Source organism: Brevundimonas sp. ALps5 (assembly GCF_058681645.1).
Genome location: NZ_CM178744.1, coordinates 639,449 through 651,831, shown reverse-complemented (window position 1 = coordinate 651,831; position 12,383 = coordinate 639,449). Strand labels below are relative to the sequence as shown.

Below are 12,383 nucleotides of genomic sequence, written 5' to 3'. Positions count from 1 at the left end.
GCGGCGGCGCCGGGTTTCAAAGGAAACAGTCATGCTTCGTACCCGTCTTCTGACCGCTACGGCCGCTGTCGCCCTGTTCGCCGCCCCCGCGGCCTTCGCCCAGGACATGACCGCCCCGCACACCGCCCCCGCTCCGACCGCGACGCCGGTGGAAGCCGCCGCTCCGGCCGTAGCCCAAACGGCCGCCGCGACCCCCGCCGCCTCCGACACCATCATCGATGAGCTGAAGGCCAACGGCCAGTTCACGACCCTGCTGGCCGCCCTCGACCGGGCCCAGCTGACGGAAACGCTGAAATCCCAGCCGGCGATCTCGATCTTCGCCCCCACCGACGCGGCCTTCGCCCGTCTGCCCGAGGCCGAGCGCACGCGGCTGATGGACCCGGCCAACGCCAATGAGCTGCGCCAGCTGCTGCTCTATCATCTCATCGTCGCCGACGTGAACTCGAGCCAGATCAAGGGCACCCGCGGCGGGGTCGAGACCGCGGCCCGCACCCAGGTCCAGCTGGACGGCACCGGCGACGCCATCAAGGTCGACGACGCCACGGTCACCACGGCCGACATCGCCGCCTCGAACGGCGCGATCTTCGCCATCGACAAGGTCCTGAACCCGGCCACCTCCGAGGTCGCCTCGGGCGACGCCGACGAGGCCCCGGCCGCCCCCATGACCACCGAAGCCCCCGCCGCCGAGGCTCCGGCCACCGCCCCGGCCGCGCAACCGACGATGACCGCCCCGGTCGCCACCTCGGCGCCCGCCCCCACGCCCCCGGTCGCCCCGACCCCGGACGAGGACAAGAACCCGGCCACGACCGAACCGGCTTCGGCTCCGACGCCCCGGTAATTCCGGGCCTCAGGTTGAGTTTGCAGGCGGCGGGCCCTAGGGTCCGCCGCCTTTACTTTTGCCTGCACAAAGCCTCCCAGCCTTGCCCCACGCATCGACAGAACCCCTCTCGTTTCAGGACCTGATCCTGACGCTCCAGCGCTACTGGGGCGAACAGGGCTGCGCCCTGCTGCAGCCCTATGACATTGAGGTGGGGGCGGGGACGCTGCACCCGGCGACCGTCCTGCGCGCGCTGGGCACGAAGCCGTGGAAGGCCGCCTACGTCCAGCCCAGCCGCCGCCCCGGCGACGGCCGCTATGGCGAGAACCCCAACCGGCTCCAGCACTATTACCAATTCCAGGTCCTGCTGAAGCCGAACCCGGACAATCTGCAGGAACTCTACCTCGGCTCCCTGGCCGCCATCGGCATCGACCCGAAACTGCACGACATCCGCTTCGTCGAGGACGACTGGGAGAACCCCACCGTCGGCGCCTGGGGTCTGGGCTGGGAGGTCTGGTGCGACGGCATGGAGGTGACCCAGTTCACCTACTTCCAGGGCGTCGGCGGCATCGAGGTCGACGTCGTCTCGGGCGAACTGACCTACGGGCTCGAGCGTCTGGCCATGTACGTCCAGGGCGTCGACAACGTCTATGATCTGAAGTTCAACAACGACGGCCTGACCTATGGCGAGGTCTTCCTCGAGAACGAGCGCCAACAGAGTGAAGCAAACTTCCACGGCTATGACGTCGAGGGCCTGAAGCGCCGCTTCGAGGACATGGAGCGGGAGTCGACCCGCCTCCTCGCCATGACCGGCCCGCAAGGCCAGCCTCTGGTCCTGCCCGCCTACGACCAGGTCCTGAAGGCCTCGCACCTCTTCAACCTGATGGACGCCCGCGGCGCCATCGCCGTCGCCGAACGTCAGAGCTACATCGGCCGCATCCGCGACCTCTGCAAAGCCTGCGCCCTCGCCTACGTCGAACAAGAGCGGAAAACCGCCTGATGCCCCAACTCCTCCTCGAACTCTTCTCCGAAGAAATCCCGGCCCGCATGCAGCAAGGCGCCGCGCGCGACCTCGAACGCATGGTCTCCGAAAAGCTGAAGGCCGCCGGCCTGAGCTGGGACGCGCTCAACGTCTTCGCCGGCCCGCGCCGCCTGACGCTGGTCATCGACGGCCTGCCCTCGGCGACGCCTGACCGTTCGGAAGAGCTGAAGGGCCCGCGCGCCAATGCCCCGGAACAGGCGCTGGAAGGCTTCCTGCGCAAGACCGGCCTGACGAAGGACCAACTGACCGAGCGCGACGGCGTCTTCTTCGCCGTCATCGAACAGAAGGGCCGCGCCACCGCCGAGATCATCCCCGAGACGGTCGACGCCATCGTCCGCGCCTTCCCCTGGCCCAAGTCGATGCGCTGGGGTTCCGGAACGCTGCGCTGGATCCGCCCCCTGAAGCGCATCCTCTGCCTGTTCGACGGCAAGGTCGTGCCCTTCGACATCGACGGCATCCAGTCCGACGCCATCACCGAGGGCCACCGCTTCCTCGGCAAGGGCGCCCCCATCGCCGTCAACGACTTCGCCGATTACCGCCGCAAGCTGGAGGCCGACTACGTCCTGCTCGACGTCGCCGACCGCAAGCTGAAGATCCTCGACGCGGCGAAAGCCGTGACGTCCGCGAAAGGCCTCGCCCTCGTCGACGACGACGGCCTGCTGGACGAGGTCGCCGGTCTGGCCGAATGGCCCACCCCCATTCTCGGCGACATGGACCCTCAGTTCCTCAGCCTGCCGCCCGAGGTGGTCCGGCTGTCGATGAAGGTGCACCAGAAGTATTTCGCCGTCCGTGATCCGTCGAAGCACGGCCTCGCCCCCAACTTCGTCGTCGTCGCCAATGTCGAGGCCTCCGACGGCGGCGCGGCCCTCGCCGCCGGCAACAGCCGCGTCCTGTCCGCCCGCCTGAACGACGCCCGCTTCTTCTGGGATGAAGACCTGAAGACCGGCTTCGACGCCTGGTCCTCGAAATTGTCCGGCGTCACCTTCCACGCCAAGCTCGGCACGCTCGCCGAACGCGTCGACCGGATCGCCGCCCTCGCGCGCGAGATCGCGCCTCTGGTCGGCGCCGACGCCGATCAGGCCGAACGCGCCGCCCGCCTCGCCAAGGCCGACCTGGCCTCGGGCATGGTCGGTGAGTTCCCGGAACTGCAGGGCGTCATGGGCGGCTATTACGCCCGCGCCGCCGGCGAGGCCGACGCCGTCGCCGACGCCGTCCGCGATCACTACAAGCCGCAGGGTCCCGCCGACACCGTCCCGACCGCCCCGGTCACCGTCGCCGTCGCCCTCGCCGACAAGCTCGACACGCTCGTCGGCTTCTTCGCCATCGACGAAAAGCCCACGGGCTCGAAGGATCCGTATGCGCTGCGGAGAGCGGCGCTGGGCGTGATCCGGTTGGTGCTGGAGAATGGAAGCCGAGTTTCAATCTACCGATTGATGCCGACGGCTATCGCGCTTGTTCGGAAGGACATTTCCCAGCAGCTGCTATCCGAACTTGAGGGCAAACTCGAAGCGGTCGATGCAATAAGCGCCGAAACGAAGCGACAGTTCTTGGCCGCGTTCTGGGCCAAGCAGGAGGCTGAGCAGCTTTCCAAGGAAGGTGGGGAGCGGGCTTGGGAGGTCGCGAGCCAAATCGTCGCCTTCTTCGCCGACCGTCTGAAGGTCCTCCTGCGCGATCAGGGCCAGCGGCACGACCTCGTCGACGCCGTCTTCGCTCTGGGCGATGACGACCTCGTCCGCATCGTCCGTCGTGTCGAGGCCCTCGCCGCCTTCCTCGCCACCGACGACGGCGCCAATCTGCTGGCCGGCTTCAAGCGCGCCTCCAACATCCTCAAGGCCGAGGAGAAGAAGGGTCCGGTTCCGACCGGCGCCGTCGCCACCGGCCTCGCCAACCAGCCCGAGGCCGAAACCGCCCTGGCCTTCGCCACCGCCGCCGCCGCCACCGCCGTCGACACGGCCCTGGACGCCGAGGACTTCGCCGCCGCCATGACGGCCCTCGCCGCCCTGCGCGCCCCGGTCGACGCCTTCTTCACCGACGTCCTGGTCAACTCCGACGTGCCCGCCGAACGCGACAACCGCCTGAAACTGCTCGGTCAGGTCCGCGACGTCATGGGCCGCGTCGCCGACTTCGGCCAGATCGCGGGCTGACGCGAAGCGTCTCCTCCCCGCGCTGCGCGCGGGGAGGGGGACCGCCCGCCACTTGGCGGGTGGTGGAGGGGTTCTCGGCCGCGCACCCGACCTTCAGCCTCTCGCTGAATCCTCTCAAGAACCTCGTTCAGATTTGTCCGGACGGCTTCCGCCCCGACTCTGAGCACGGCTATGCCTCGTCGCTCCAGCCACGCCGTCCGGCGTCGGTCATGCAGCATCCGATCAGGATGATCATGGCTCATCCCATCCACCTCAACTGCCAGCTTCGCCTCGGCGCAGTAGAAGTCGAGGACGTAAACGCCGATCGGGTGCTGTCGCCGGAACTTCAATCCGGCCAAGGCCTTACCTCGCAACCGCGTCCAGAGCCGCGCTTCCGGTGGCGTCAGGGTGCGCCTCAGGACGCGCGCACGCGATACGGTTCCCTGTGCGGTCAAGAGCCCCTCCGTCGCAGCCCAAGCGGGCCGCGCCACCTCCCCGTTGCTGCGCAACGGGGAGAAGACATGAATGTCTATGCTCTTTTAGATTGCAAGGAATATATTCCTTCCCGCGCCTTGCGGCCCGCTTGCCCCCGCCCCACATCCCGCGCCGGTCTTTGACAACCCATCGCGCGCCGCCGCCTCAGGTCCAGCGTCCGAATTTCTCATAATCTGGCACGGCGGCCAAATTTCAGATCCGGCAACTCTCTGAAATCATTGACCTCGATCTGGCGTTGGCACGGTTTGGCACGGTTTGGCACGCCGTTTCACGAAGCCCGGCCAACCCCCGATCTACCCCGCCCGGAACAGCAACGATCCGTCGCCGTAGGAGTAGAACCGGTACCCGTCCCGGATCGCGTGGTCATAGGCCGCGCGCATCGTCTCCAGCCCCGCGAAGGCCGAGACCAGCATGAACAGGGTCGACTTGGGCAGGTGGAAGTTCGTCATCAGCACATCGACCGCCCGGAACCGGTAGCCCGGGGTGATGAAGATGGCGGTATCGCCGTGGAAGGGCTGAACCACCCCCTCCGCCGTCGTCGCCGACTCCAGCAGCCGCAGCGAGGTCGTGCCGACGCAGACGATCCGCCCGCCGTTCGCGTGGACGGCGTTCAGGGCGGCGGCGGTCTCGGCGGAGACCTCGCCCCACTCGGAATGCATCTTGTGGTCGGCCGTATCGTCGGCCTTGACCGGCAGGAAGGTGCCGGCGCCAACATGCAGGGTCACCGCATGGGTCGTTACCCCCTTCGCCCGGATCGCCTCCAGCAGGTCCGGCGTGAAATGCAGCCCCGCCGTCGGCGCCGCCACCGAGCCGTCGTGTTGCGCATAGACGGTCTGATAGTCGGTCAGATCGCGATCGTCCTCGGGCCGTTTGGCCGCGATATAGGGCGGCAGGGGCATGACCCCCACGGCCCGGATCGCGTCGTCCAGCGCCGGCCCGGCCAGGTCGAACCTCAGGGTGATCAGCCCGTCCTCGCCCTTGTCGGCGACCGTGGCCTCCAGCGTCTGGAACCGGATCCGGTCGCCCGCCTTGATCCGCTTGCCCGGCTTCATGAAGGCCGACCAGACGTCGGGCGCATCGCGGTGATGCAGCGTCGCCTCGACCTCGACGGTCAGGACCTCGCCCGCCAGCACCGGATCAGGCCGCTCGCGCACCCCGGCCAACCGCGCCGGGATCACCCGCGTGTCGTTGAACACCAGGGCGTCACCGGGCCGCAGGAAGCCGGGCAGATCGCGGATCACCCGATCCTGCAGCTCACCGTCCTGCACCACCAGCAGCCGCGCGGAATCCCGCGGCTCCACAGGCCTCAGGGCGATGCGGTCCTCGGGCAGGTCGAAATCGAAATCGGCGGTCTTCATCAGGCGGCGCAAAGGCCACGGGGGAGGGGGCGGGTCAAGTGTGCAAGGCGCTGAACCTCGTGGGAGCCGGGGCGTTCGTCCCGTATGAAAACCTCCCCCCTCCTGCCTTCCGTCCTCATCGGCGCCGTCGCCAGCGCCCGGTCCATGACCCCGATGGCCGCCCTCGCCACCGCCCGCCTTGCGGGTGAGCGCACGCCCGGCAAGCTGGTCCTGCTCGACCACCCCCTGTTCAAATTCGGGGCCCTGGCCATGGGCGTCGGCGAGCTGTTCGGCGACAAGATGAAGACCGCACCCGACCGCACCGTCTTCCTCGGCCTCCTTGCCCGGGTCATGAGCGCCGGCATCGCGGGAGCCGCCCTGGCCCCCAGGGGGCGCGAGAAGACCGGCGCGGCCCTCGCCGTCGGGACCGCCATCCCGCTCGCCTACCTCGGTCTCGCTGGCCGCAAAAAGGCGATGGCCCGCATCGGCCAGACCAAGAGCGGCCTGATCGAGGACGCCCTGATCGTCGCTGCGGGGGCCGCGGTGGTGGGGCTGACCGCACGGCGGCGCTAACCACGAAGCGGACCCGGGTTTAAGTGTTGCTTCAGCCGTTTAGGGCAAGCTGCCCCTATGAGTTTCGACCTTCCACATCTCGCCGACGGCGGGCGGCTCGACGCCTGGGACCGCTTGCGGCGGCCAGTGTGGTTGTTCGACCCGGTCAGCTGCCGGGGCGTCTATGCCAATGTCGCCGCCCTGGCCCTATGGGGCGCGGTCGATCTGGACGAGCTTCTGGCCCGGGACTTCTCCAAACTCTCCCCGGCGGTCCGCGCGCGAACGGATCGCCTGCGGGCGGCGACCACCGAGGGGCGGGAGGTCGAGGAGCACTGGACCTTCTATCCCAACGGCAGCCCGGTGACGGTGCAGGCGGTGATCTCGACCGTCGCCCTCGCCGACAGCCGCGAGGTGCTCCTGTTCGAGGCCGCCGCCGTCGAGGTCGAGGCCGAGGAACGCCGCGCGGTCGAGGCCCTGCGCCACTCCTCGGGGCCCGTCGGCCTGTTCGACGGCGAGGGCAAGTCGCTGTTCGCCAACCCGGCCGCCTTCGCCGCCTATGGTCTGGACGCGGCCTTCGTCGCGCGGTTCGCGACCCCGGAAGACGGCGAGGGGGTTCTGGCCCGCGCCATGGAGGGCCAGGCCACCGGCGCCCTGTTCCAGATGACCACCGGCCCCGGTCCGCGCTGGCACCACATCGATTGCCGCCCGCTCCAGGATCCGGTCACCGGCGCGATCAGCGTCCTGCTCAATGAGCGCGACGTCACCGATCGGGTCGAGGCCGAAGCCGCCCGCGCCGCCGCCGAGCAGAAGGCCGCCATGGCCGAGGCGCGTCAGCGCTTCCTGACCGAGATGTCGCATGAGTTGCGCACCCCCCTGAACGCCGTGCTCGGCTTCTCGGCCCTGCTCTCCGAAGCCGGTCTGGCCTCCGCGCAACAGGATCACGTCGGCCGTATCCATGCGGCGGGCGAGCGTCTGGCCACCGTCGTTGAACAGATGATCGGCCTGTCCCAGCTTGAGGACTGGAACGGCGGCGTCGAACCGACCGCCGACTCCGCCCCGGGCGATGTCGAGGAAAGCCCCATCGCCGCCGACGAAGACGAAGGGCGGGCGATGCGCGTCCTCTATGTCGACGACAACGACAGCAACCGCGCCCTGATCTCCGCCCTTCTGGCGATGCAGGGGATCGTCTGCGAGACGGCCGACGACGGCGCGCAAGGGTTGGCGGCGGCCTCGCGCGGCGACTGGGATGTGATCCTCATGGACATCCAGATGCCGGTCATGGACGGGGTCGAGGCCGCCCGACGCATCCGGCTGCTGGACGACGAGGCCTCGGCGGTGCCGATCATCGCCGTCACCGCCAATACGCTGGACGAGCAACTCGCCGCCTATGCGGACGTCGGGATGAACGACTGCGTCGGCAAACCCGTGAAGGCGCCCGAGCTGCTGACCAAGCTGTTCGATCTGGCCTGCACCCCGTGGCGCGAAACCTGGCGAGCCCGGAACATGGCTGCGGTCGGCTGACGACAGGACGGTGAAGGGCTGCGGGGCGCAAGCAGCCGTTGACCCACGGCGCTCAAGGCGTCAAAGCCCCACCCATGCTTCAGAACCTCGAAACCCTCGCCCGTGAGGCCAAGTCCTGGCCCTTCGAACAAGCCCGCAATCTTCTCGCCCATGTGCTGAAGAAGCGGCTGTCGGACGCCGAGCGCGACGCGGCGAAGCTGCTGATCGACGCCGGCAAGGCGGATGAAGCCCTGGCGACCTTCGAGGCCCTGCAACGGCCCGTGGTCCTGCAGACGGGCTACGGCCCCTCGGGCCTGCCGCACATGGGCACCTTCGGCGAGGTGGCGCGCACCACCATGGTCCGCAACGCCTTCCGCGCCCTGACCGGCGACCACTGGCCGACCCGGCTGATCTGCTTCTCAGACGACATGGACGGGCTGCGCAAGGTGCCCGAGGGCCTGCCCAATCCCGACATGCTGCGCGAGGACCTGCACCTGTCGCTGACCCGGGTCCGCGACCCCTTCGGGACCCACGACAGCTTCGGGGCCCACAACAACGCCCGCCTGCGCGCCTTCCTCGACAGCTTCGGCTTCGACTATGAGTTCATGTCCTCGACCGAGACCTACCGGTCGGGCCGGTTCGACGCGACCCTGCTGACCCTGCTGGAGCGGTTCGACGCGGTCATGGCCATCATGCTGCCGACCCTCGGCGAAGAGCGCCGGGCCACCTATTCGCCCTTCCTGCCCGTCAGCCCGATCACCGGCCATGTGCTGCAGGTCCCGACGCTGGAACGCGACGTCGAGGCCGGGACCATCACCTTTGATGATCCTGCGGGCGGCCGCACCACCGTCCCCGTCACCGGCGGCCATGTGAAGCTGCAGTGGAAGCCCGACTGGGCCATGCGCTGGGTCGCCCTGGACGTCGACTATGAGATGTCGGGCAAGGACCTGATCGAGAGCGTGCGTGAGAGCGGCAAGATCTGTCGCGCCCTGGGCGGCACGCCGCCGGAAGGCTTCAACTTCGAGCTCTTCCTCGACATCCACGGCAAGAAGATCTCCAAGTCCAAGAACAACGGCCTGTCGATGGACGAGTGGCTGCGCTACGGCACGCCCGAGAGCCTGAGCTGGTACATGTTCGGGTCGCCGAAGTCGGCCAAGAGCCTGCACTTCAACGTCATTCCGCGCGCCATCGACGACTATCTGGCCTTCATCGAGGCCTACAAGACCCAGGAGCCGGCCAAGCAGATCGACAACGCCGTCTGGTCGATCCACGCCGGATCGCCGCCGTCGGCCGTGTCGCCGGTGTCGTTCGCCCTGCTGCTCAATCTCGTCGGCGTGGCCAATGCCTCCACCAAGGACCAGCTCTGGGCCTATTTCGCGAAGTATCTGCCGGAGGCGACGCCCGAGACCGAACCGGTCCTCGACCGGCTGATGGGCCATGCGCTGAACTACTACGAGGACTTCGTGAAGCCCTCCAAGTCGTACCGCCTGCCCAACGACAAGGAGAAGGCGGCGCTTGAGGACCTCGCGGCGCGGCTCAGGGCCCTGCCGGCCGACACCACCGACGGCGAGCTGATCCAGAACGAGGTCTATGCGGTGGGCAAGGAGCACGCCTTCGAGCCCCTGCGCGCCTGGTTCGGCGCCCTTTACGAGGTGCTGCTCGGCGCCTCCCAGGGCCCGCGCTTCGGTTCGTTCGCCGCCATCTACGGCCTGCCGCAGACGATTCAACTCATTGAAGAAGGTGCGGCTGGAAAACTCGCTATTTAGCGTTCTTTTACAGTTAGATAGGCGACATTTGTGCGCTGCGGTGTAGTCGTGCGCCTCCTAGGGGAGGCATGCATTGGACTACGTCATCGACCGGGAAGACCGGATCGTTCTGGTGAAAATCGGCCCGTCGGATTCGGGCGAGGCGACAACGGAGAGCCTGCTCGCCCTGGGCGAGGCCGAGCCGGATCTCTGGACCTGGGACTGCATCATCCATGTCCCCGTGGTGGCCCAGGACGCCTCAGTCGAGCAGGTCGCGCGTGCGGCCCGGCAGTACGCCACCCAGAAAGGCGTCCGCGCGACCACGGTCTTCGTCAGCGACGACGCCTATCTGCATCTCTGGGCCAAGGTGATGGATTTCCAGTTCCCTCCGCGCAAGCATCTGGTGGTTCGCGACCTCGCCACAGCCCGCGAATTGATCTTCTCGCGACGCCCTGGAAAGATGAACCGAAAATAACAGCCACGCTCGGGGAGCCTTCAGGCGAGCTGGCGCATTCTTCCTGCCATCGACCAACCTCGATGAATGGAGAGAGCCATGTCGAAGTCCCTCAAGATCACTCTGGCCACGGCTGCCGCCCTGGCTTCCCTCGTCACCGCCGCCCCGATGGCGGCTTCCGCCCAGTCGAACGGCATCACCAGCTGTGACGCCCCCGGCGGCCGTCAGGCGGCCGGCGCCCTGATCGGCGGCGTGCTCGGCGGCGTGGTGGGGTCCAACCTCGCCCGCAACGAGCGCACGGCCGGCACCATCGTCGGCGCCGGCGCCGGCGCCGCGGCCGGGTCCTACATCGGCTGTAACCAGCAGCGCGCCCGCGCCGCCTCGGCGCAAGGCCAGTACCGCGCCACCTCGAACCTGCGCATCCGCTCGGGCCCGGGCACCAACTACGGCACCCGTGGCACCCTGGCCGCCGGTCAGCGCTTCAGCGCCATCGGTTCGTCGGGCGAATGGGTCCAGATCGCCGGCGGCGGCTGGGTCAACGCCCACTACGTCACCACCAACTGAGTTCGGCCCTCGGGCTGATTGAGGAAGGGCCGCTCCGGAAGGGGCGGCCCTTTGTCTTGCCCGGCTACTGGCTGACCCACAGGATGCGCGCCATCCAGACGACCTCGCGGCGGGGCAGGACCCGCGGCGAATAGGCGGGATTGATCGAGCCCAGGGTCACGGCGCGCGCCGTCAGCGCCGTCAGTTCCTTGGCCAGGGTCTCGCCGCCCGTGGTGCGCACCACCACCCGGTCGCCCTTGCGCACCTCCGTGGCGGTCGGATCGACGATGACCCGATCGCCCTCGCGATACAGGGGCGTCATGGAATCCCCGGTGATCCTCAGGCTGAAGAGCCCCTCCTTCAGGCGCGGCAGGTCGGTCTGGTCCCAGCCTTCGCCGGTCGGCAGGCCCGCGTCGTCGAAGAAGCCGTCGGCGCCCGCCTGGGCCAGGCCGATCAGGGGGATGGTCGCCGGCGGGCCGTCGTCCTCGGCCAGGGCCGCGAACTCGCCCAGGGAGATCCGCGCCACCTCCAGGATCCGGGTCAGGCTTTCGGTCGACGGCCAGCGCGGACGCAGCGAATCGCCGGATCCCGAAGAGGGGCCGAACCGTTTGGAGGGGTTGAAGCTGGTGGCGTCCAGACCGGCGCGTCGGGCCAACCCCGACGGCGACAGGCCCTCGCGTCGGGCCAGGTTGTCGATGGCCTTCCAGAGTCGGGCGTGGGAGAGGGGCATGGCGCACTGTCCGGCGAACGGGCCGACAGTGTACTCAGGAATATAAGCCTAAGGCCAGCGGTGTTTTCGGGCCTATTCCAGCCCGGCCGCGCGGCGTTCCTGCCAGGCCCAGAAGGTGCCGACCGCCAGGGCGATCAGGACGCCGTAGCCGGCCAGATTGACCACCGTCAGGAAGGCCGAGACCGAGGGGCGCACATCGGCGATGGACAGGATGTGGCTCATCACGACCAGCAGCTGACAGGCCGCCGCCCAGACGGGCCAGACGCGGCGCGATTTCCACACCAGGGCAGCCAGGACCACCAGCATCACGACGTCGATGGCGAAGACGCCCCACTGGACCTGAAACAGCTTGCCGTCGCCCTGGGCGAGGAGGGAGGCGAACCAGCCCAGGATGTAGGCGCCCGCGGCGACACGCTCCGGCTCATCGCCTTTCAGGAAGGCGAAGGCGCAGATCGCGACCACGAAGATGGCGCCGATCTGGGACCATAGGGTATCAAACATCAAAACGCCCCCGTGCCGAATGACACGGGGGCGATATTGAAACGAGTCTGGCGAATCCGGAATGACCGGAAGCCAACATTACGCCGAATTCAGACGGCGCGCAGACGGGTGGTGACGCCCACGCCGGTCGGCTTCTCGCCGCCGCCGATCGGGGTTTCCCAGTCGTCGGGCTTGTTCAGCGGACCGACGGCGTAGATGCCCCAACCCAGCTTGCGGTGATCTTTCTGCATCTCGGCGTGGCAGGCGACGATGGCCTCACGCGCGGTGCTGAGGGCGGCGATGGTTTCCATCGCCTTGCTTTGCGAACCGGCGGCCGTCACCGGCGACAGCGACAGGGCGGCGCGGGCGCCGATCATCGACTGCACCAGGGTCGTGGCCTGGGTGATCGCGGTATCGATAGCTTTTTCAGTAGCATGCAGGTCGCTAGCGACGCTGGCGACGACTTCAGAACGATCCATGTATCCCTCCTAAGCAACAGGTAAACATATCCTTAACACGCTTTAGGAGAGTCCGGTAGGGATTTGTTTACCCTTTACGAGAGCGT

Annotated in this window: 13 protein-coding genes; 8 read left to right on the top strand and 5 right to left on the bottom strand. The window is 68.1% G+C overall.

The genetic code is table 11. From position 1 onward, the window contains the following. Positions 1 to 31: 31 nt before the first annotated feature. The 3 genes from ACW172_RS02995 (at position 32) to glyS (ending at position 4,003) form a co-directional block, all read left to right on the top strand. The gene (locus tag ACW172_RS02995; protein ID WP_492033707.1) at positions 32 to 838 is read left to right on the top strand and encodes a fasciclin domain-containing protein; all 807 of its coding nucleotides are present in this window, start codon (positions 32 to 34) and stop codon (positions 836 to 838) included. Positions 839 to 920: 82 nt separating this feature from the next. Continuing rightward, on the top strand, positions 921 to 1,817 hold the full coding sequence (locus tag ACW172_RS02990; protein WP_492033706.1) for a glycine--tRNA ligase subunit alpha: 897 nt from the start codon (positions 921 to 923) through the stop codon (positions 1,815 to 1,817). Continuing rightward, positions 1,817 to 4,003, top strand: coding sequence for a glycine--tRNA ligase subunit beta (gene glyS, locus ACW172_RS02985; RefSeq protein ID WP_492033705.1), 2,187 nt, complete (start codon positions 1,817 to 1,819; stop codon positions 4,001 to 4,003). The genes ACW172_RS02990 and glyS overlap by 1 nt, the downstream gene beginning before the upstream one ends. On the opposite strand, the gene ACW172_RS02980 is transcribed toward glyS, so the two are convergent. Both ACW172_RS02980 and queA read right to left on the bottom strand, forming a co-directional pair. Next, a complete protein-coding gene (locus tag ACW172_RS02980; RefSeq protein ID WP_492033704.1) occupies positions 3,949 to 4,473 on the bottom strand; it encodes an endonuclease domain-containing protein in 525 nt (174 codons plus the stop codon). The two genes, glyS and ACW172_RS02980, sit on opposite strands and share 55 nt — an antisense overlap. 297 nt (positions 4,474 to 4,770) lie before the next feature. Next, positions 4,771 to 5,835: a tRNA preQ1(34) S-adenosylmethionine ribosyltransferase-isomerase QueA gene (gene queA / locus ACW172_RS02975; RefSeq protein ID WP_492033703.1), complete on the bottom strand. Its 1,065-nt coding sequence runs from the start codon at positions 5,833 to 5,835 to the stop codon at positions 4,771 to 4,773. Positions 5,836 to 5,919: 84 nt separating this feature from the next. Between queA and ACW172_RS02970 the strand changes: the two genes are divergently transcribed. The 5 genes from ACW172_RS02970 (at position 5,920) to ACW172_RS02950 (ending at position 10,629) form a co-directional block, all read left to right on the top strand. Continuing rightward, entirely contained in the window at positions 5,920 to 6,387 is a 468-nt protein-coding gene (locus tag ACW172_RS02970) for a hypothetical protein (RefSeq protein WP_492033702.1), read from the top strand. Positions 6,388 to 6,444: 57 nt separating this feature from the next. After that, positions 6,445 to 7,887 carry a response regulator gene (locus tag ACW172_RS02965; protein ID WP_492033701.1) on the top strand — a complete coding sequence of 481 codons (1,443 nt, stop codon included), beginning with the start codon at positions 6,445 to 6,447 and terminating at the stop codon, positions 7,885 to 7,887. 74 nt (positions 7,888 to 7,961) lie between these two features. Next, positions 7,962 to 9,632 carry a lysine--tRNA ligase gene (locus tag ACW172_RS02960; protein WP_492033700.1) on the top strand — a complete coding sequence of 557 codons (1,671 nt, stop codon included), beginning with the start codon at positions 7,962 to 7,964 and terminating at the stop codon, positions 9,630 to 9,632. A 73-nt stretch (positions 9,633 to 9,705) separates the two neighbouring features. Continuing rightward, positions 9,706 to 10,086, top strand: coding sequence for a hypothetical protein (locus ACW172_RS02955; protein ID WP_492033699.1), 381 nt, complete (start codon positions 9,706 to 9,708; stop codon positions 10,084 to 10,086). Between the two features lie 78 nt (positions 10,087 to 10,164). Then, complete coding sequence (locus ACW172_RS02950) at positions 10,165 to 10,629, top strand: SH3 domain-containing protein (protein ID WP_492033698.1); 465 nt, start codon at positions 10,165 to 10,167, stop codon at positions 10,627 to 10,629. A 64-nt stretch (positions 10,630 to 10,693) separates the two neighbouring features. On the opposite strand, the gene ACW172_RS02945 is transcribed toward ACW172_RS02950, so the two are convergent. The 3 genes from ACW172_RS02945 to ACW172_RS02935 all read right to left on the bottom strand — a co-directional run bounded on the left by ACW172_RS02945 (position 10,694) and on the right by ACW172_RS02935 (position 12,297). Further along, the gene (locus ACW172_RS02945) at positions 10,694 to 11,338 is read right to left on the bottom strand and encodes a S24 family peptidase (RefSeq protein ID WP_492033697.1); all 645 of its coding nucleotides are present in this window, start codon (positions 11,336 to 11,338) and stop codon (positions 10,694 to 10,696) included. A gap of 72 nt (positions 11,339 to 11,410) precedes the next feature. Further along, positions 11,411 to 11,839, bottom strand: coding sequence for a hypothetical protein (locus ACW172_RS02940; protein ID WP_492033696.1), 429 nt, complete (start codon positions 11,837 to 11,839; stop codon positions 11,411 to 11,413). An 89-nt stretch (positions 11,840 to 11,928) separates the two neighbouring features. Continuing rightward, positions 11,929 to 12,297: a hypothetical protein gene (locus ACW172_RS02935; protein ID WP_492033695.1), complete on the bottom strand. Its 369-nt coding sequence runs from the start codon at positions 12,295 to 12,297 to the stop codon at positions 11,929 to 11,931. Between the last annotated feature and the right edge of the window lie 86 nt (positions 12,298 to 12,383).

What these genes read in the sequence shown, in the direction of transcription:
- glyS (WP_492033705.1), top strand. Translation starts at nt 1,817, where the DNA reads ATGCCCCAACTCCTCCTCGAACTCTTCTCCGAAGAAATCCCGGCCCGC.
- ACW172_RS02965 (WP_492033701.1), top strand. Translation starts at nt 6,445, where the DNA reads ATGAGTTTCGACCTTCCACATCTCGCCGACGGCGGGCGGCTCGACGCC.
- queA (WP_492033703.1), bottom strand. Translation starts at nt 5,835, where the DNA reads ATGAAGACCGCCGATTTCGATTTCGACCTGCCCGAGGACCGCATCGCC.
- ACW172_RS02945 (WP_492033697.1), bottom strand. Translation starts at nt 11,338, where the DNA reads ATGCCCCTCTCCCACGCCCGACTCTGGAAGGCCATCGACAACCTGGCC.
- ACW172_RS02940 (WP_492033696.1), bottom strand. Translation starts at nt 11,839, where the DNA reads ATGTTTGATACCCTATGGTCCCAGATCGGCGCCATCTTCGTGGTCGCG.
- ACW172_RS02950 (WP_492033698.1), top strand. Translation starts at nt 10,165, where the DNA reads ATGTCGAAGTCCCTCAAGATCACTCTGGCCACGGCTGCCGCCCTGGCT.
- ACW172_RS02960 (WP_492033700.1), top strand. Translation starts at nt 7,962, where the DNA reads ATGCTTCAGAACCTCGAAACCCTCGCCCGTGAGGCCAAGTCCTGGCCC.
- ACW172_RS02935 (WP_492033695.1), bottom strand. Translation starts at nt 12,297, where the DNA reads ATGGATCGTTCTGAAGTCGTCGCCAGCGTCGCTAGCGACCTGCATGCT.
- ACW172_RS02995 (WP_492033707.1), top strand. Translation starts at nt 32, where the DNA reads ATGCTTCGTACCCGTCTTCTGACCGCTACGGCCGCTGTCGCCCTGTTC.
- ACW172_RS02970 (WP_492033702.1), top strand. Translation starts at nt 5,920, where the DNA reads ATGAAAACCTCCCCCCTCCTGCCTTCCGTCCTCATCGGCGCCGTCGCC.